Origin of the sequence: Zunongwangia sp., from assembly GCF_048269745.1 — a bacterium.
GTDB lineage: Bacteria > Bacteroidota > Bacteroidia > Flavobacteriales > Flavobacteriaceae > Zunongwangia.
The window spans coordinates 406,427-426,851 of sequence record NZ_JBLXIB010000001.1 but is presented as its reverse complement, the minus strand read 5'-3'; the positions used below and the strand labels follow the sequence as shown (position 1 = coordinate 426,851).

Here is a 20,425-nt window from a genome sequence, read left to right as displayed (position 1 = left end):
GAATAATACTGGGATATTGAACTTTAGTACTACTCTTAAAGATCTTTCATCCTTCTGCGATAAATAATTATTAAAATTTAATCATCCTAATCTTGAAATTCAAAATCACTCTAGAAGGTCTGGGAAATGATAGAGAATTGCCTATTAACTATCAATATCCTTTAAGCGCAGCGATTTATAAGATTATCGATCACGCGGATAAAGAATACGCAAAATTCTTGCACCAAGAAGGTTATGGCAAGGGCTATAAATTTTTTACATTTTCCGACCTAAACGCCAAATTCAAGATCCATAAAGACCGAATGCTATTACAATTTCCTATTGTTTCTTTCTTTATCAATTTTCATTTGCCCGAAGCCTCCCAACATTTTATCAAGGGATTATTCCAATCCAGAAAAATCACTATTGCTGATAAGATTTCAAAGGTAGATTTTGAGGTAAAAAATATAGAAGCCTTGAAAGATCCCTTAAAAGAGAACAAAGCGGGTGAAATAATCGAGATAAACTGTAAACCGCTTTCCCCTATTGTTTGTGGAGTCAAGAACGATCATAATAATTACAACTTTTTGAATCCTTATGAGGAGCATTTTATAGACAGCCTAAAGCATAACTGGCGCCAAAAAGTTGAAGCCAATTACGATTTGCAGACTGCCGAAGGTGCTTTATTACTTGCTGAAATCGATTTCTATAAAAATAATAAAGCCAGATCCAGGCTTATCACTATAAAGGCCGGCACTCCTGCCGAAACTAAAATAAGGGGATTCCTCAATTTTAAATTGAATTTAAAAGCGGAAAAGCGCTTTATCGAAATCCTACAAAATTGTGGCGCAGGGCTTTATAATGCTCAGGGAATGGGCTTCCTTCAATCTATTAAAACGAATTTTTTATGATTACAGAACTCATAAATTTTACCGATAAGTTAGAAGAACCTTTCAAAATATTGGGATATTCACCTAAGGAGGGAATACACATTTTAGTTGATAAAGTGACTGATAAAGAAGGCATATCAAAAATTGATCTTCAAAATTATAAGTACGAGAAGTATAATAAAAAAATGAAGGGTGATGAAGGCGAGTTTGTTGCGGAATGTAAGATGAAGCAAAAAAATAGTTGGTGCGTAAACACTAACAAATGTTTTGATTTACCTACAAAAGCCATTCACTCCTGTTCGCCATTTTGTGTTGCTTTCAAACGAGAGCATTTAAAAGGTGGTAAAAAATATAAGCAATACGAAGGTAAGAAAGAACAGATTTACGATCGATTTGATACTTATTTTGAAAAAGCTTTCTCTCTTTTCAATAAGGAAATCAAAAAGGAAAAATATAAAGTATTCGAGCATTTTTTCACGCACAATGAATTCACATTAATTCTGAATGAAATTGAGGCTGAGAATGCAGAAAAACTGGAAAAAATCAATTCTAATATCCTGGATCTTCAAGAAAAGACTAAAGCAACTTCAGATAAAGCTACCAAAGAAAAGCTAAAAGAGAAAATCAACGAGTTAAATGAGGAACAACTAAAATTTAAACACCTTGCCGATAGCGACTATATTATTTTCTACTTAAATCTTCCACTTTCTGACTATAAGGAAGTGCATAGTTCTTATTTATCTGATAAACTTTTTAATACTGCAGATTATAATATTTCTAAAGAAAACGAGGTAATTACTTATGGCACCAGTGATTTTTTAAATGGTTTCCCTGATAAAAAACCATTTTCCTTGCATAAAACAGCCAGCTTCGATATTTCTGGTAGAATTAGTAGTGAAGAAGCTAAAACCCTATATGAATTCCTTAATATTTTACCTAATCGTTCTTTACCTAATCCTCTGCCGATATTTATTTACGAAGAAGAATTGCAAAAAGAAGCTATAAGCCTTTTTAAAGAAAGTGGTTTTAAAGCTTCTTACAAAGAAATCCTAAAAGATCTTTTTACAAGTCATAACCAGGAAGAAATTGCCAATTATTATCTTTTATACTGGCTTTATACTAAAGATGGTGTGATTTTTAAAGATTTCGATTTTGTTTCCAGATTTGAGTTTAAATTACCTGATCATTGCAAAATCGTTAATCTTCTAGAATTAAAACAAAAGGACAGCAAACAACCAAAATCCTATCAGTTGTCTAATATTTTTGATTTTGAATGGGTTGTTTTTAAACCGCTCATTCAAAGTAAATATCACCGTTTAGACTATTTCGGTGATTTAAAAAAAGACGATTACTCAGGACTGGATCAAAGCTTCAGTACATTTTCAAAATACAGAAAGGCCGTTTACGATTACGTTTATAAGGCTCAACGGCAAGCCATTAATTATTACGCTTTTCGGGAAATGGTATATGCCCGTCTAAAAGATCTTCTCAAACAAGATAATGATTACGGTATCAAAGAAATTTTGAATATCTGGTTCAGTCTTGCAGAATATTTTATTAATCCACAAAAACCAAATATAACTATGCCCAGTAAATTAAAAAGTTACCACGATTTTGTAGAGCGTTTGGTGACTGCAGAAAAAGAAACCGATATCAAAATGGAAGATGAAGAGTTTGCTTTTCTTTCCGGCCAGGTTATCAAATACCTGCATACCAAAAGTAAATCTTCACAAACAGGCTTTAACCTTTTAGAGCCTTATACCCAGCAATCCAGATGCGATCAGTTTAAGCTACGCGTTGCAAATGACTTCGACCGCTATAAACACGAAAATTTTTCTCGAAGATTTGAGCAGGCAGCCTCTTATATACTAAGCTACGAGACTAACGCCGATTTAAAAAACTTACTGCCCGAGATGCTTGCCGGGTTCTTTGCCGATAATAAACTTTTTTCTAATTCTAAAAACAACGAATAATGAACTCTTTCAACAACCGCGTTTATGGATGCGCTATCATAAAATCCGTCAACTCTAACTACAACGCCGATTTCTCTGGCCAACCCCGTAAATTACCTAATGGCAAAGTATATGCTACCGATAAAGCTTTAAAGTATACGGTTAGAAATTATCTTAAAGAGGTTCTTGGAGAGCGTATTTTCTATTTTAAATCATTGGATAAAAAAATGGCTCCCCGTACCTTGGATGAAACCTATCTTCACTACTTTAAAGAATTCGAAAACGAAAAAGATAAAGACAAATCTAAGCTTCGTCTTGAAGTGTTGGAAAACTTATTAACCTGCTTGGATGTTCGTCTTTTTGGCGGGACTTACGCCGGAAAGACCAATATTTCACTTCACGGTACCTGTCAGATTACCCCCGGAATCAATAAATATCCCGAAAACACTATTTATTCCGAACAGATTATGTCTCCCTTCAAAAATTCCAATGAAAAAAGTGCCGACAGCACAATGACGACTTTGGGAACACAATCCCGTTTAGAAGAAGGCCATTATGTACATAACTTTTCCATTAATCCTAGAAATATAGAAGAAGATGTTTCTCGTGTAGAAGGACAAGGATTAAGTGAGGAAGATATCACAAAATTAAAAGAAGGATTGCGCAGGGGAGCTTCTTTTTACGATTCTGCCGCCAAAGCGGGAACCGAAAATGAACTCTTGCTTTGGATTCAATTAAAAGAAGAAGCTAAAATTGTTCTTCCTTCACTGGTTGATCTCGTAGAAATTGATGCAAATAAGGTTATTGATCTTGATAAGGTAAATAAGCTATTGTCGGAAAGTCATATTAAAGAGAATATCAAAAAAATCGAAATTTACTATAGTGATGCGCACACACAGGTAATTAATACACCAGAAGGTGCTAAAAAATTACAACTTTAATCGCAAACCTTATGAAACTTATATCCATAGATCTAAAGGCAGATTTTGGATTTTTTAGAAAGCCTGATACCAATAATACCATCAACCTATCGTATAACCTTATTCACAAACCGGCAATTTTAGGGATTTTAGGGGCTATTTTAGGACTAGAAGGATATCAAAATAAAGGAGAGTTACCGCAATACTATCAACTGCTGAAACATCTCCAAATAGGTATCAGGCCTTTAAATAATGAAAAGGGTAATTTTCTAAAAACCAATATCAAATATTCCAATACTGTTGGCTACGCTAATAAAGGAAGTAACCTCTTAACAGAAGAACTTACATTAATCGCACCTTGTTATCGAATTTTCATCTTACTGGATGAGACAAAAGAACTTGAGCAAAAATTGTACGATTATCTTAAAGAAGCGAAAGCTGAATTTATACCCTATTTTGGCAAAAATGAATTTACCGCCTCTTGGTTAAAAAGCAGTTTTCAGGATTATACATTTGAGAAAGCAAGTAAAGAACAAATGGAAAGTTTTAATATCCTATCCGTTTTTAAAAAAGATGACCGCCTAAAAGATAAAAGTGGTACGCCAGAAATTGATCTTCTTAACTACGCCTCCCGCGAAGAACCCTTCCTTTATTTTGAAAGGCTTCCGGAAGATTTCGATTCGGAATTGATGCAATATAAATTAGGGGAGTTTGCTTTTACGAATTATGCCGTCCAGAATAGTTTCAAATTAGATGGCCTTTATCAATTAAACGAAAGCAAGGACTATGTGCAGCTCAATTAAAAAATCATCGGTGATTTTTAAAAGCAATATGCCAGTTGATCGTCTTTTAGATGATGCTGAAAAATATTGGGCGCATAAACCATCATTCGTGGACTTTAAAAAGCCTGAAACATTAAAGGAACACGTTGAACTGGTTAATGGTTATTGTGAAAGATTAATAGAAACTCATCATCTTGATCCTATCATTAATCGTTTAATTAAAGATCTTTTAAGTGAATTTCAACAACTGGATAAATGTAGGGATTATCTTAAAAAACTTTTTTTAGACACTATTATCTATCACGATTACGGGAAAATCAACGAGAATTTCCAGGTAGATAAAATGGGAAACTCGGGGTTTAAAAAAGTAAAACAATCACCCATATCATCCCGGCACTCTTCTTTAGGCGGTTTTATTTATTTAGCAAACCATATTCAAGAAATTCAAACCAGTAATTTTAGCCAGCAGGAAAAAGTGATGTTGATTGCTATAGCCTGGTATTTTGCATACTCTATTTTTAAACATCACGGTTTTCAACTCCACGATGATATTGAGCAAAGCCTTTGTTTTTCAAAAGATACCGAATTTTTGGAAATAGCAGACTTGAAAAACTTTATGAAAAGTTATGTTGAAAAATATCATTTTGAAATTAACCCTGCTCTATACGATCTTATTGGTAATTCTAAAGCGTTGAAAGATCCTGGTTTTACAAAATATCAAAAGTCTTTTCCGCTTTATGCTCTGTGTCGTTTAAATTTCTCATTGCTTACTGCCTCCGATTATCTGGCAACAAGCGATTATATGAACAATTCTGAAATAAATGAATTTGGGGTGCTTTCAAAAGAAAAAATCGATATTATTTTTAAGCACGTCACTATCCATCGTTTTCTGGATAAAGAAGAAAAAAAAGAGAATTTTAACCGGTGGACTTATGAGAAATTAGAAAATACAGACTATCTCCCGAAAAAACCTACTAAGCTTGGCGGCGAAAATTTAAATAAGCTGCGACAGGCTATGGCAATTGAAACCATTCGTAATCTTCGGGAAAATATAGATGACAACCTTTTTTATATCGAAGCACCCACTGGTGGCGGTAAAACCAATTTATCAATGCTTTCGGTTCTTGAAATTTTAAAAGCGAATAAAGGAGAGATCAATAAGGTATTTTACGTTTTTCCATTTACTACGCTAATTACCCAAACCTATAAAAGCATCAAAGAAACATTTGGTATTAGTGATGAAGAGGTAGTCCAATTGCATTCTAAAGCGGGCTTTAAAGAAAAAGAGACCGAAAGAGAAGATGATCAATACGGCAGGAATAAAATCAACTATGTTCATCATTTATTTGCAAACTTTCCATTTTGCCTTCTTACCCATATCCGTTTTTTTGACATTTTAAAAACGAATCGCAAAGAAGCCAATTATTTGCTGCACAGGTTAGCCAATTCTGTTGTAGTTATTGATGAGCTGCAGTCCTACCCGCCAGAGCATTGGGACAAAATCATTTATTTTATAAAGCGGTTTGCTTCTGCTTTTAATATCAAATTTATTTTGATGTCGGCCACACTGCCAAAAATAGATCGGTTAAAAATCGGTGAAAATAAAAAACAGGAATTCACTTATTTATTACCAAATGCCAAAAAAGACTATTTTCAGAACCCAAACTTCCGTAACCGGGTAAGTTTTGATTTGAGTTTAACTGAAAAAAATGAGCTTCAATTAAGTGAAATTGCAGAAAAGTTGCTGGAAACTTCAAAAAAGTATGCTCTCAAAGATTTTGGAAAGGTAAAGCCTTTGCGAAGTGTTTATACTATTATAGAATTTATCTTCAAAAAGTCGGCTTCAGATTTTTATCAACTGCTGAAAGAAAATAGCTTTTTTGATGAAGTTTTCCTGCTTTCGGGTACCATTTTAGAGCCACGCCGAAAATTTATTATCAATTATTTAAAGAATATTGAAAATAGAAAAAAGCGTGTATTGTTAGTAACCACCCAGGTGGTGGAAGCGGGGGTCGATATTGATATGGATATTGGTTTTAAAGACCGTTCCCTTATTGACAGTGACGAGCAACTCGCAGGTAGGATTAATCGTAATATCAATAAAAATGAATGTCAGCTTTATCTTTTCAAATACGATAAAGCGGGATTGATTTATAAAGGAGATCGCTATAAAATTTCAAATAAACTGAAACCTGAGGAATACCGATCGATTTTAAAGAATAAAGACTTCGATAAACTATACTATGATAAAGTAATCGAAAATCGGGATAATGTCAACACTACTACATTTCTGAAAAATTTTAAAGATTATAAGAACCTGATCGAATCCTTAAAATTTCAATCGGTAAATGAACAATTTCAGCTTATAGAGCAAAATAATATTTCCTGCTTCATTCCTTTGGCTATTCCAACAGTTATTTCAGAAGAGCAAGGAAATACAGAATATACTTTGAGTAAAAGCGGATGGGATTTCTTGCACAAGCATTCCATTTTCCCCAATGAAGAGAATAAAATTTCAGGAGAAGAAGTATTCGATTTATATCTGAATATTATTGAACAAAAGCAAGATTTTATAGAAAAGAAAACCAACCAGAAAATCTTGCAAGGAATTATGTCCAACTTCATCTTCTCAATCTTCGCTTCAGAGAAAATTAAGACTGAAATCATTAAGTTTTCAGATCAGGAAAAAAGTGAATACGGTTATCAATACATAGGAAGTTGGAACCAATTTTATGATTACAAAGAAGGTTTTAACACCGATAAATTTGAAAGCGTAGAAACTCAATTTTTATAATGCTTGTAAACGCTACCCATATTAATCTATTGCACGTTTGCCATCGCGAGTTATGGTTACACTATCACGGCATAAGGATGGAGCATAGTTCCCAAACTGTTGCCGAAGGCAAGCTTATTGGGGAAACTTCTTACCCGGAACGTGCCCAAAAATACACTGAATTAGCTTTAGACGGAGTCAAAATCGATTTTTACGACCCCAAAGAACAGATGGTGCACGAAGTAAAAAAGTCTGATAAGGTAGAAGACGCCCATATCGCACAGGTGAAGTACTATCTCTATGTTTTAATAAATAATGGTATTGAACATCCTTTAGCTATTATTGAATATCCAAAGTTGAGGCAACGCCAGATCGTAGAATGGGAAGAAGGTGATACCGAAAAAGTGGAAACCTGGAAAGAAAAAGTAATTGAAATATGTTCGCAAAAAGACTGCCCTCCCCTATTACATTCCCGCATCTGCAGAAGCTGTAGTTATTTTGATTTTTGCTATGCTGAAGAGGATGATTGATAGAAATAGATTGTAATGGAAAAAAGTAATTGGATTAATTATAAAATAGAAATTAGGGAAAGGTTGAAGCGATTTACTCTTCAAATCTTGAGTTTATCTGAAAAATTTTATGGTAGCGAAAGGGCTAAAATAATCAATTATTAGGTTACAAAATCTGGAACGTCAATGGATGCGAACTACAGAGCTGTTTTAAGGGCAAGATCAAAAGCCGAATTATATAACAAACTATCTATTGTTGTTGAGGAAACTGACGTAGCCGAAATGTGGTTGGAGTTATTGATCGAGTCCAAAATTTCAAATAATGAGGATACTTTAAAATTGCATTCAGAAAGTTTAGAACTACCTAAAATACTTCAGCAATATGTAAAAAACTATCAAAGTAATTTAATTCAAACTTTTTCGATCTGTGTCAATCTCAATAAATAAATCTTCTCAAAAGAAATGAAAAAATCCTACTACCTCTTTAATCCCGGAAGGCTAAGCCGAAAAGACAACACCTTAAAATTTACCCCGGTAGATGAAGAAGGCAGGGAGCTGAAACCTAAATATTTGCCTGTGGAAGGTGTTTCTAACTTGTTTTGTTTCGGATCTTTGGATGCCAATAGTGCGATGTACAATTTTTTGGGTAAAAATAAAGTGAGTGTTCATTTCTTTGATTATTACGAACATTACACCGGGAGCTTTCAACCTAAAGATTATTTACTGGCCGGAAAAATGCAAATTTCCCAGACCCGGCATTACACTTCTAAGAAAAAGCGACAGGCAATCGCACAAAAATTGGTAGAAGGTGCCGCTTTTAATATTCAGAAGAATTTAAAATATTATCAAAACCGGGATCGTGAACTAAAAAAATATATCCAGAACATTGAAAATTACGAAAAAGCAATTCCTCAAACCGAGGATATCGAAACCCTAATGGGAATTGAAGGTAATATTCGCCATACCTATTACGGAGCATTTGATGAAATACTAAAAGATTTTAAAATGGAAGGCAGAAGCAAACAACCGCCAAGTAATGAGGTAAACGCACTGGTTTCTTTTGGCAATATGATGTGTTATACACTATGCCTGGACCAAATATATCACACACAGCTGAATCCTACGATTAGCTTTTTGCACGAACCCGGATACAGGCGTTATTCCTTGGCTTTAGATATAGCCGAAATATTTAAACCTATTTTAGTAGACCGTACCATTTTTAAAGTACTCAACAAGAAGCAGCTACAAGCTAAGGATTTTGATGTGAAAGTGAACCGGGTAATCTTAAAGGAATCCGGTAAGAAGAAATTTATTAAGGCCTTTGAGGATCGCCTAAACGAAACGATAAAACACCGCGCCTTGAAGAAACACGTAAGTTATAAGCACCTGGTAAAATTAGAATGTTATAAGCTCAGCAAACATTTGTTGGGTATAAAAGAATACAAACCTTTTAAAATCTGGTGGTAATATGTATTTGATTTTAGTATACGATATTGGGCAAAAAAGGGTGGGAAAAATGCTGAAATTATGCCGGCAATACTTACATTGGATTCAGAATTCCGTTTTCGAAGGAGAGATAACCTCGGTAAAACTCAAAGAATTATTAGCCGAAGCCGATAAGATTATGGATAAGGAACAGGACAGTCTAATTATTTTTAAAAGCCGAAATGAAAAATGGCTTGAAAAAGAAGTCGTAGGCAAAGAAAAGAATGATCTGGACACTTTTTTGTAGTCGTCGGTAATGTCTTAGACTTATAAAAATATAAATTGTTCTTTGACATATTGAAATAATCCATTGAAAATGAGCTGACTTACATCCTTGTCGAAGCCCTGGCACAAATCGGGTATTGTATATCGACGCTTTTTGCTACTTTAAAATGCAGGTTATATATTTGTGAAGCCTTGAAATAAGGTGTTTTTTGTTGTCGATCGTGACGACTTCCAATCGTACCATATAGGAATTGAAATTACGTAGTGAGGTTATGAGTAATAGTATTATCGTTTCTTCCAATCGTACCATATAGGAATTGAAATGAATTAGAAAACGTGAAATTTACCGTATCTAAAGATCTTCCAATCGTACCATATAGGAATTGAAATTTCACTAAAAATTCAGCATTTAATAAAAATTTCGGAACTTCCAATCGTACCATATAGGAATTGAAATAGTTCTATACGTTGGGGGGATATAGTAGATAAACCACTTCCAATCGTACCATATAGGAATTGAAATTAATTTTAAGTTATTTACTTAGTGATTATTAAAATACTTCCAATCGTACCATATAGGAATTGAAATTTATTCAAATTATCTTTAAACTTAATTAATTGGCGTCTTCCAATCGTACCATATAGGAATTGAAATAGACCTTGAACGAACTTACCGCCAGCTTTTACCCACTTCCAATCGTACCATATAGGAATTGAAATGTAACATTTCCCTTAAATACTTTTTGCTCTTGTCCTTCTTCCAATCGTACCATATAGGAATTGAAATACATTAGAAATGTTGTTTACACTTAAATATTCAGAAACTTCCAATCGTACCATATAGGAATTGAAATCTCTTTAGTGATTGGTAGTAATAACACTGCGGCTACACTTCCAATCGTACCATATAGGAATTGAAATCCCTCTGCCGTGGTAGGCAAAGAAATACTGCTAGAGGCTTCCAATCGTACCATATAGGAATTGAAATATATTGTACAATTCTACTTTATGAATTGCGTTCTTCTTCCAATCGTACCATATAGGAATTGAAATCTGTCTCTAAGGATGGCACGGCTGTAACCAATCCAACTTCCAATCGTACCATATAGGAATTGAAATGTGTTGGATATTGATATTATAGGAGGTGATCCAAATACTTCCAATCGTACCATATAGGAATTGAAATATTCTTTTCTAAGGTTTATAGAATCCTTTCTCCATCTTCCAATCGTACCATATAGGAATTGAAATGGAGCTACGGAATTTTGTAACGTCTTGATGTCATTTGCTTCCAATCGTACCATATAGGAATTGAAATGCGGATAACAATATTTGGGATATTAAGATTTATGAATCTTCCAATCGTACCATATAGGAATTGAAATCTAGAACTCATAAAGCTATTTAAATGGCACTTAGACTTCCAATCGTACCATATAGGAATTGAAATGAAAGTAGAATTGTACAGTATTGATGTGGCTAAGAATCTTCCAATCGTACCATATAGGAATTGAAATATAGATCAGAAAAGTACAGGGGATAATATTCAGGAAACTTCCAATCGTACCATATAGGAATTGAAATACATTTAAAGCTTCTGTGTTATTGGAAAGTGAAGTCTTCCAATCGTACCATATAGGAATTGAAATTTGAAGATGATGTAAATGAGGTATTGACTGATAAAGCTTCCAATCGTACCATATAGGAATTGAAATAAATACAATTATAAGAGGTAAATCAGGTACAGCATTTCTTCCAATCGTACCATATAGGAATTGAAATATTTCTGCAGCTTGTGATGTTCCTCCAGAGGTAGCGCTTCCAATCGTACCATATAGGAATTGAAATTCGGGAACCATAATAAGTTTTGAGGATTTTGTGCACTTCCAATCGTACCATATAGGAATTGAAATATTATAATTCCCTTTATCAAACAATTAATGAATAACTTCCAATCGTACCATACAGGAATTGAAATACATCTCTAAGAAATTGCAGGTTAACGTCTAATCTAACCATAGAAAGTTCAATATCATAATCAATACTTCAAATTGATGTTTATCATTATTGATTATAAAACATGGTATTAAGAAGGTTAACTTAAAAATTTAAAATGTGTTACGTAAAAAATTCTAGTTTCTTATTTTTCCTATGAAGCGTGGTAGCGATCTCAAAGCCGATGCTACTGTATCAGTTTTATTTGTGATTATGATTACTTTTCCATTCCCTTAGCAACAACCTGCATATCTTTTGCAATCTTTTCATCCAGAACTTTTGCATAGATCTGAGTAGTTTTTAAAGATTTATGTCCTAACATTTTCCCTACAGACTCGATTGGCACCCCTTTAGAAAGCGTTACCGTAGTTGCAAAGGTATGTCTAGCCAAATGAGTGGTTAAATTCTTTTTTATTCTACACAGGTCTGCTATTTCCTTTAGATACGCATTCGACTTTTGATTAGACATTACCGGCAGTACATTGTCACTAAATTTAACTCTTGGATGATCTTTATACTTAACCAAAATGTTCTCTGGTATTTGTAATAGAGGAATACTACTTAAAGAATTTGTTTTCTTCCTTTTCGTCTTTATCCATCGTTGATCTCCGTTAGAAATGATATCATCCTCAGACAGCTTCTCTATATCTGCAAAAGCAAGCCCTGTATAACAGGAAAAAACGAACATATCCCTTACTAAATCTAATCGATTGATATCAAAATCTTTTTCTGATAACCTTTTTAATTCCTCATCATTTAAATAATCCCTATCTGAAGATTTCCAGGTTCCCTTCCAATGGAAGAAAGGATCACTACTAATCCATTCATTTGCTAACGCGACCCTAATAATCTTTTTAAAATTTACAATGTATTTAATCGAAGTATTATGTCCACATTCCTTTTGCGATTTTAAGAAGTGCTCTAAACCAGTAATAAATGAATAGTCAACTTCTTTAACCGGCATATCCTTTACTCTAAATTTAAAATCGAGGTAATCTTCAATATGTTTTTTGCAGGCTTTATAACGCTGTAAAGTTCCTTTTGTGTAGCCTTTACCAATAAGCCGTTCCATTTGGTCATTATGCTCATTAAATATTTCCATAAGCTTGTACTCCCTCTCCTCTTTCCCTAAATAAATATCCCTTATAATTTTAGACGAGATATTCTTTTGCTCCCTAACTAAACGATCATGGATATCGTATAACCTAGTACGTATGTCATCGAGGTATCTTTTAATGATCCTGGCCTCTCCAGAATTACCTCGAGTACTATTTGTACGGGAATTCCATTTACTTACTTCTATTTTTCTGGAAGTTGTAAAGTCTGATCGATTACCATTATACGTGATTCGAGCATAAATAATAGCTTCATTCGTATGTTTTGAAGTGGTCTTTTTTGGATAAAAAATGATTGATAGTGAATTATTCATCGGTGCTGGTATTAAAATATGCACCTCAAGGTAGCAAAAGAAAGTGTTAAAGAAAAGCCGCAAGCCTTTTATTAACAGTGCGTTATGAGTTTCGAGGTGCATATAAATCGGCGAAAAAAATATGCACCGAATTAAGCACCAAACACTTAGGTTAATATGCGTTAAAATGATAGTTAGGACAATAAAAAAAGCCTCTAAATCATTGATTTAAAGGCTTTTTGCTTTTATTTGATATTCTAAAAGCGGTCTGGACGAGACTCGAACTCGCGACCTCCTGCGTGACAGGCAGGCATTCTAACCAACTGAACTACCAGACCGTTGCGTTATTGCGAGTGCAAATATACAGCTCTTTTTCACTTACACAAACTTTTTTTTGAAGTTTTTTTCGATTTTTTTTCGTCTTAAAAATTAAGTTGTTGAAATTCAATAAAATAATCAAATAAAAAAATTAAAGTTTTTTATTCTCCATTATTTATTTGTCACTATTTAAAAATAGCACCTTTAAAAAAGAATACATTTTAATTGTGTTTGTTATCATCGCTTCAACAATTGAAACCTAAATCTACATGAAAACAGCAAAACAAAAAAGCCCGGTAAAAACCGGGCTTTTTTATTAAATCGTGTATGTACACATGTATATATTACAAAAGCTCATTCAAGGCATCAGCATAAGTTGCTTTTGGAGCAACACCTACTTGGCGGCCTACTACTTCTCCATCTTTAAATACAAGAACTGTAGGGATGTTTCTAACACCATATTTAGCAGCAAATTCTTGGTTAGCATCTACATCTAACTTTCCTACTACTGCTTTACCTTCGTATTCTGAACTTATTTCTTCTATAACAGGACCTACCATTCTACATGGTCCACACCAAGCAGCCCAAAAATCAACCATTACAGGTTTATCACTTTTTAGTACTTGCTCTTCAAAATTTGCATCAGTTATTTCAATAGCCATAATCGTTATTTTTCTATGTTTTTATTCTAATATGTAAAAATAGTCAATAATTTTCGTAAAACTTACACACAACATATCAGTTTTCGTTATGTAAAGATTAGTCTTTTTTATCTGGCGGGTTCTTTATTTCGAAAAATCAAAATAAAGACCGGGATTTTCGCGCTAAATGGTAGCTCGCCACAATCCCTACTCTTTATATAGTAAACTAATTTAGTTTATAAACCAAATTTTGTTCATCTAGATTTTCTAATAATTCCGCACAAATTTTAACTTTCTGCCTTTTACTTGGCATATGTAGCTTTAACTGATCTTTCATTTCGTATACTACAAAATTAAGTTTATGATCTCCTGTAAAACTCCTTAAAACATCTTTTAAAGCGGTTATACGCTCTTCTTTAAGCTCATTAATATCCAGTTGAATCGTTAGCTTTTTAGCATACGTATCCATAATATCATGTAATAGTTGTATGGTATTAAACTGAATGCGTGGCTCACCTTTTTTCCCGGTCTCTTTATTAGTCCAACCTTCTTTTATAAAAGCTTTTATATGAACAAATGAATTTGGAACTAGAAAATGCCGGAATTTCAAATATTCTTCCCCAAACATTCTAAACTCATACGATTCCGAATAATCTTCTATTGTAAATGCAGCCCAGCCTTTACCCATTTTAGATGTTCTATGCTGCACATCACTAATTACTCCTGCAAATGCTAATTCTCGATTAACAATTTTCTCTAATCCATGAAAATCTTCCAAAGAAGCATTACAAAAATATTTAATCTCTTTTTTAAAATCGTCTAATGGGTGCCCCGATATATAAATACCTACTACTTCTTTTTCTCTACGAAGCTTCTCCATAGTTGCCCAAGGTTCGCAAGGCGGCACACTTGGTTCCGGAATCTGAACTTCACTAGCATCTCCAAATAAACTTACCTGAGAGGAGTTCTCATTTTCTTGATATTTAGCGGCAAATTTTACCACTTTTTCTAAAAAACTCAAGCCATCTCCTTCATCATGAAAATACTGTGCACGATGCGTCTCCTTAAAACAATCGAACCCTCCTGCTAAAGCTAAATTTTCAAAAGCTTTTTTATTAGCGGCCCGTAAATCAATTCGTTTTGCCATATCGAAAATAGAGCGATAGGGACCACTTTCTTTTTTTCGATTTTTAACAATAGTCGCTACAGCTCCAGCTCCTACTCCTTTTATAGCTCCCATTCCAAATCGAATAGCATTATCTTTATTTACCGAAAATTTATAATACGATTCGTTTACATCAGGCCCAAGAACATTCAACTTCATTCGCTTACATTCTTCCATAAAGAAAGTTACCTGCTTAATATCGTTCATGTTATTCGATAATACCGCTGCCATATATTCAGCAGGATAATGTGCTTTTAAATAGGCTGTTTGGTAAGCAATCCAAGCATAGCATGTAGAGTGAGATTTATTAAATGCATACGAAGCAAAAGCTTCCCAGTCTTTCCAAATCTTCTCTAAAACTTCACGCGGATGCCCTTTCGCTTCACCACCATCTAAAAACTTAGGTTTTAATTTTTCAAGTAATGCAAAAATCTTTTTACCCATTGCTTTACGAAGCATATCGGCTTCACCCTTAGAGAAGCCGGCCAGCTTTTGTGAAAGCAACATTACTTGCTCTTGGTATACTGTAATTCCGTAGGTTTCTTTTAGGTATTCTTCCATATCAGCTAGATCGTAACTGATTTCTTCTTCTCCGTGCTTTCTAGCAATAAAACTCGGAATATATTCCATTGGACCGGGACGATATAATGCATTCATGGCAATTAAATCATCAAAAACAGTTGGTTTTAAGGATTGCATGTGTTTTTGCATTCCCGGTGATTCATACTGAAATACCCCAACCGTTTCTCCACGTTGGAAGAGTTTATAAGTTTCTTCATCATCTAAAGGAAATTCATCGGGAACCAAATCGATCCCGTGCCTACCCTTTACAATTTTAATGGTATCTTTAATCAAGGTTAGTGTTTTTAACCCCAAAAAGTCCATTTTTAAAAGCCCTGCGCTTTCTACAACCGAGTTATCAAACTGGGTTACGTATAAATCGGAATCTTTAGCTACTGAAACCGGAACATAATTAGTAATATCACTTGGGGTAATAATTACTCCACAAGCATGAATTCCTGTATTCCGAACCGAACCCTCTAAAATTCGTGCTTGATTTACAGTTTGTGCTTCTAGATCATCTCCTTCAGAAATATTAAGAAGTTCATTAATATTATCTACTTCTTCACTTCTGAATTTAGCTTTTAAAGCTTTTTCATCCATTCCGAAAATCTTACCTAGTTTGGTATTCGGAATTAATTTTGCAATTCTATCGGCATCACTTAATGGTAAATCTAATACTCTCGCAGTATCACGGATTGATGATTTAGCAGCCATCGTTCCGTAGGTAATAATTTGTGCTACCTGGTTGGCTCCATATTTGCCAATTACATAATCCATTACACGACTTCTTCCTTCATCATCAAAATCGATATCAATATCGGGCATACTTACACGATCCGGATTTAAGAAACGCTCAAAAAGCAGATCGTACTTAATAGGATCTATATTAGTAATACCCAAACAATAGGCAACTGCACTACCAGCAGCCGACCCACGTCCCGGCCCTACTGATACATCTAAATTTCGGGCTTCACGTATAAAATCTTCTACGATTAAGAAATATCCCGGATAACCTGTTTTTTCGATTACCGAAAGTTCAAAATCCAGTCGCTCTTTAATATCGGGAGTAATGTCGCCATAACGATTTTCTGCTCCCTTAAAAGTTATATGTTTTAAATAGGCATTTTCACCTCGCTTTCCACCATCAACTTTATCTTCTTCTACTAAAAACTCATCTGGTATAGTAAACGCAGGAAGTAATACATCACGAGCTAACTCAAAAGGTTCAATTTTATCTACAATTTCTTTAATGTTTGAAATTGCTTGTGGTAAATCTTTAAAGAGATTCTTCATCTCTTCTCCAGTTTTAAAATAATACTCCTGATTTGGTAATCCATAACGATAGCCACGACCACGACCAATAGGAGTTGCTTGCTTTTCACCATCTTTCACACAAAGTAAAATATCGTGTGCATTGGCATTTTCTTTATGCCAATAATAGGTGTTATTTGTAGCAATTAATTTAACATCATGTTTTTTAGAAAACTCGATTAATACTTGGTTTACACGATTTTCGTCTTCTTGATTATGGCGCATAATCTCGATATATAAATCGTCTCCAAACTCTTGTTTCCACCAAAGCAAAGCTTCTTCAGCTTGTTTTTCACCAAGATTTAAAATTTTGCTTGGCACTTCTCCAGATAAGTTACCGGTAAGTACAATGATATCTTCTTTATATTGTTTTATGACTTCTTTATCGATACGCGGTACATAGTAGAACCCATCTGTATAAGCTTTAGAAGACATTTTTGCCAAGTTATGGTAGCCTTTTTTATTTTTAGCCAACATAACTACCTGATAGCCATTATCTTTTCTAGTTTTATCAGTGTGTTTTTCACAAACAAAAAATTCACAACCTACAATAGCTTTTAATTCTTTAGCTTCTGGAGTTTCTCCATTTGCTATCGCCTCTTCATTTTTAGCTTTTACACCTTTATTATAAGTCCCTACCTCTTTTACAAAGTGAAAGGCTCCCATCATATTAGCATGATCGGTTAATGCTACAGCCGGCATATTTTGCTCGGCAGCTGCATTTACCAAATCAGGTATACTGGTTGTTGATTGTAATACCGAAAATTGTGAGTGATTATGAAGATGTGCAAAAGGAACTTCATCTAACTTTTCAAGATTTTCCTGTATCTCTTCCGTAGTAATTTCATCGGTAGGCTGTAACTTTTCTAGCCTTTTTCGGATCGCCTCAGAAGCTTTTTTAAGATTTATGTGTTTTAAACCTATCGGTTGAAACGGTTCAGGATTGGCTTCTGTAAAATCCTCTAAATATCCCGGCGCAGCCTTTAACTCTTCCGTAGAATAAATTCTTTTTCTAACTAACTCTAAAAAACAACGCGTTGTTGCCTCTACATCGGCAGTTGCATTGTGTGCTTCCCCAAAAGGTTCATTAAAAAGATATTCATGTAGTTCGGTTAATGTTGGTAATTTAAATTTACCTCCTCGCCCTCCGGGAATTCTACATAACTCGGCCGTAGTTTCTGTACAGGTATCTAAAACCGGAATTTCCAATAAACTACTCTCCATTTGTAGTCTATGGAATTCTGCTCCCATAATATTAACATCGAAACCTAGATTCTGACCGACAATAAATGTTGTCTTATTTAGTGCGTCCTTAAATCTCTCAAGCATTTCTTCTAAAGAGATACCCTCTTCTTTAGCTAAATCGGTAGAAATTCCATGAATACGTTCTGCATCATATGGGATATCAAAACCTTCGGGCTGCACCAAAAAATCTTGATGTTCTACAAGATTTCCCATCTCATCGTGCAATTGCCACGCAATCTGTATACATCTTGGCCAGTTATCGGCATCTGTTAATGGGGCATCCCAGCGTTTTGGTAATCCGGTAGTTTCGGTGTCGAAAATTAAATACATTGGCTTTTCTCTTTAAGCACCCAAAGAGGAAGGGCGAATTCTGCTTATTTTTATCTTGCAAAACTACGGATAATTTCAGCTGAGCAAAAGCCAAATTTAATGCAGTTATCAACGGATTTAAAAAACTTCACGGTTAGTAAGGCTTAACGCTCTTTCCGTGAGGCTCGATACAGATATTTCTACAACACCAACCTTACATCTATCTATATTATTTCATTTAAACACTATGGTCTTAAAACCTAGATTAAAGAACTAATCCTATAAATTTACTATCATGATTTTACCGAATCAATCTAATTAACAAGCTTTATTATTGGAATAAACTTAATTTAACAAGTCGCTAATAAATTGAATCTGAAGCCTTATATTTTTTTCAGAACTAAAATTATTTCTTCGTAATTCATATTTTTTTTCACAACCACTTGTAAATTAGAAAAATGTAGTATCTTTGCAGCCTCATTAATAATAGGGGTCGGGAACCCCATAAATTAATATTTATGCCTGTAAAAATAAGATTACAAAGACACGGTAGAAAAGGAAAACCTTTTTACTGGATCGTAGCTGCTGACGCACGTTCAAAAAGAGATGGTAAATTTTTAGACAAAATTGGAATTTACAATCCTAACACTAATCCTGCTACTATAGAATTAGATGTTGACGGAGCTGTAAAATGGTTACAGAATGGTGCACAGCCAACTGATACTGCTCGTGCTATCCTTTCTTACAAAGGTGCATTACTTAAAAATCACCTTGCTGGTGGCGTTAGAAAAGGCGCTTTGACTGAAGAAGAAGCTGAGAAGAAATTCCAAGCTTGGTTAGAGGAAAAAGAAGGCAAAATCAACGACAAAAAAGAAAACTTATCTAAAGCAGAAAAAGATGCTAGAGATAAAGCTTTAGCTGCTGAAAAAGAAGTAAACGCTAAGCGTGAAGCTGCTGCTAAAGAAGCTGAAGAGGCTGCTAATGCAGAAACTGCTGCTGAAGAGCCAGAAGCTACTGAAGGTGAAGCAACAGAAGAAAAAGAAGCTTAAAAACAGTATTAACGATGACTAAAGAAGAATGTTTCTACTTAGGAAAAATCGTTAGTAAGTTTAGCTTTAAGGGTGAAGTACTTATCAAATTAGATACAGACGAACCCGAATTTTACACAAAAATGGAATCAGTTCTTGTTGAATACAACAAGAATTTGATTCCATTTTTCTTTGAAAAAACATCACTACACAAAAGCACATTACTACGTGCAAAAATTGAAGATATTGATACAGAGGAAGATGCTGATGATATAATTGGCTGCGAACTTTATCTTCCGCTTTCCTTTTTACCGGAACTGGATGATGACCAGTTTTACTTTCATGAAATTATCGGTTTTCAAGTGATCGATGCCAAGCATGGCGATATCGGTGAAATACAATCCATAAACGATAGCACCGCACAGGCTTTATTCGAAATTAAAAAAGATGATAAAGAGATTTTAATACCGATGAATGATGAATTTATCGAAAAAATCGACAAGCCGAACCAAACCATCCACCTTATTACTCCTGAAGGACTTATTGATCTTTATTTAGACTAAAGTTAGACTGCTTCGCTTTTAGAAGTTAGAACATAGACTATTTGAAAATGTGATAATGAGTAAATGTGCTGATTTGAAAACAAAAAGGAGTCAAGAATCGTAACTCAAAATCTTGAATTTTGAATACTGAATTATCGTCATTTCGACTGTAGCGTAGCGAAATGGAGAAATCCTTTTTGAGCTGAGAGCTAACAGTTTAGAATTATTCTTTTTTGAAGACTGTATGCTGTAAACCGTATACTGAGATTAGAATGATGGGCTATTAGAATATAGAATCAAGACAAAAGAGCCAGAAATCAAGAATCAGGATGAAAAATATTGAATTTTGAAACCTTTTTTATACGAAAAAAATAGTTAGATTTC

At 34.2% G+C, this 20,425-nt stretch carries 13 protein-coding genes, 1 tRNA gene, 1 pseudogene and 1 CRISPR repeat array; of the genes and pseudogenes, 11 read left to right on the top strand and 4 right to left on the bottom strand.

Features of this window, described 5'->3' with window-relative positions:
• The first annotated feature begins 92 nt into the window (after positions 1 to 92).
• The 9 genes and pseudogenes from cas6 (at position 93) to cas2 (ending at position 9,537) form a co-directional block, all read left to right on the top strand.
• A complete protein-coding gene (gene cas6 / locus ACN0WI_RS01875; protein WP_417884910.1) occupies positions 93 to 890 on the top strand; it encodes a CRISPR-associated endoribonuclease Cas6 in 798 nt (265 codons plus the stop codon).
• Positions 887 to 2,842, top strand: a complete 1,956-nt coding sequence (locus ACN0WI_RS01870) for a hypothetical protein (RefSeq protein WP_417884909.1) — start codon at positions 887 to 889, stop codon at positions 2,840 to 2,842. Before cas6 ends, ACN0WI_RS01870 begins: the two co-directional genes overlap by 4 nt.
• Complete coding sequence (locus ACN0WI_RS01865; RefSeq protein WP_417884908.1) at positions 2,842 to 3,762, top strand: type I CRISPR-associated protein Cas7; 921 nt, start codon at positions 2,842 to 2,844, stop codon at positions 3,760 to 3,762. The genes ACN0WI_RS01870 and ACN0WI_RS01865 overlap by 1 nt, the downstream gene beginning before the upstream one ends.
• 11 nt (positions 3,763 to 3,773) lie before the next feature.
• Entirely contained in the window at positions 3,774 to 4,544 is a 771-nt protein-coding gene (gene cas5b / locus ACN0WI_RS01860) for a type I-B CRISPR-associated protein Cas5b (protein ID WP_417884907.1), read from the top strand.
• Between the two features lie 10 nt (positions 4,545 to 4,554).
• A complete protein-coding gene (cas3, locus tag ACN0WI_RS01855) occupies positions 4,555 to 7,317 on the top strand; it encodes a CRISPR-associated helicase Cas3' (protein ID WP_417884906.1) in 2,763 nt (920 codons plus the stop codon).
• Entirely contained in the window at positions 7,317 to 7,826 is a 510-nt protein-coding gene (locus ACN0WI_RS01850) for a CRISPR-associated protein Cas4 (protein ID WP_417884905.1), read from the top strand. The genes cas3 and ACN0WI_RS01850 overlap by 1 nt, the downstream gene beginning before the upstream one ends.
• A gap of 159 nt (positions 7,827 to 7,985) precedes the next feature.
• A pseudogene (locus ACN0WI_RS01845) lies at positions 7,986 to 8,252 on the top strand (four helix bundle protein); the annotation flags it as partial.
• Between the two features lie 15 nt (positions 8,253 to 8,267).
• A complete protein-coding gene (cas1b, locus tag ACN0WI_RS01840) occupies positions 8,268 to 9,272 on the top strand; it encodes a type I-B CRISPR-associated endonuclease Cas1b (RefSeq protein ID WP_417884904.1) in 1,005 nt (334 codons plus the stop codon).
• Position 9,273: 1 nt separating this feature from the next.
• On the top strand, positions 9,274 to 9,537 hold the full coding sequence (gene cas2 / locus ACN0WI_RS01835) for a CRISPR-associated endonuclease Cas2 (protein ID WP_417884903.1): 264 nt from the start codon (positions 9,274 to 9,276) through the stop codon (positions 9,535 to 9,537).
• Between the two features lie 206 nt (positions 9,538 to 9,743).
• Positions 9,744 to 11,493: a CRISPR direct-repeat array (repeat unit 30 nt; unit sequence CTTCCAATCGTACCATATAGGAATTGAAAT).
• 234 nt (positions 11,494 to 11,727) lie between these two features.
• Here cas2 and ACN0WI_RS01830 read toward each other — a convergent pair.
• From ACN0WI_RS01830 to dnaE, 4 genes are all read right to left on the bottom strand, one after another.
• On the bottom strand, positions 11,728 to 12,939 hold the full coding sequence (locus tag ACN0WI_RS01830) for a site-specific integrase (RefSeq protein WP_417884902.1): 1,212 nt from the start codon (positions 12,937 to 12,939) through the stop codon (positions 11,728 to 11,730).
• Between the two features lie 243 nt (positions 12,940 to 13,182).
• A tRNA-Asp gene (locus ACN0WI_RS01825) sits at positions 13,183 to 13,256 on the bottom strand.
• A gap of 324 nt (positions 13,257 to 13,580) precedes the next feature.
• Positions 13,581 to 13,898 (bottom strand): thioredoxin, encoded by a 318-nt coding sequence (gene trxA, locus ACN0WI_RS01820; protein ID WP_417884901.1) that lies wholly within the window; start codon positions 13,896 to 13,898, stop codon positions 13,581 to 13,583.
• A 205-nt stretch (positions 13,899 to 14,103) separates the two neighbouring features.
• Positions 14,104 to 18,492, bottom strand: coding sequence for a DNA polymerase III subunit alpha (dnaE, locus tag ACN0WI_RS01815; RefSeq protein WP_417884900.1), 4,389 nt, complete (start codon positions 18,490 to 18,492; stop codon positions 14,104 to 14,106).
• Positions 18,493 to 18,989: 497 nt separating this feature from the next.
• Here dnaE and ACN0WI_RS01810 point away from each other — a divergent pair, with 497 nt between their 5' ends.
• Both ACN0WI_RS01810 and rimM read left to right on the top strand, forming a co-directional pair.
• Positions 18,990 to 19,520, top strand: a complete 531-nt coding sequence (locus ACN0WI_RS01810; protein WP_417884899.1) for a 30S ribosomal protein S16 — start codon at positions 18,990 to 18,992, stop codon at positions 19,518 to 19,520.
• A 14-nt stretch (positions 19,521 to 19,534) separates the two neighbouring features.
• Positions 19,535 to 20,062, top strand: coding sequence for a ribosome maturation factor RimM (gene rimM, locus ACN0WI_RS01805; protein WP_417884898.1), 528 nt, complete (start codon positions 19,535 to 19,537; stop codon positions 20,060 to 20,062).
• The last annotated feature ends 363 nt before the right edge of the window (positions 20,063 to 20,425 follow it).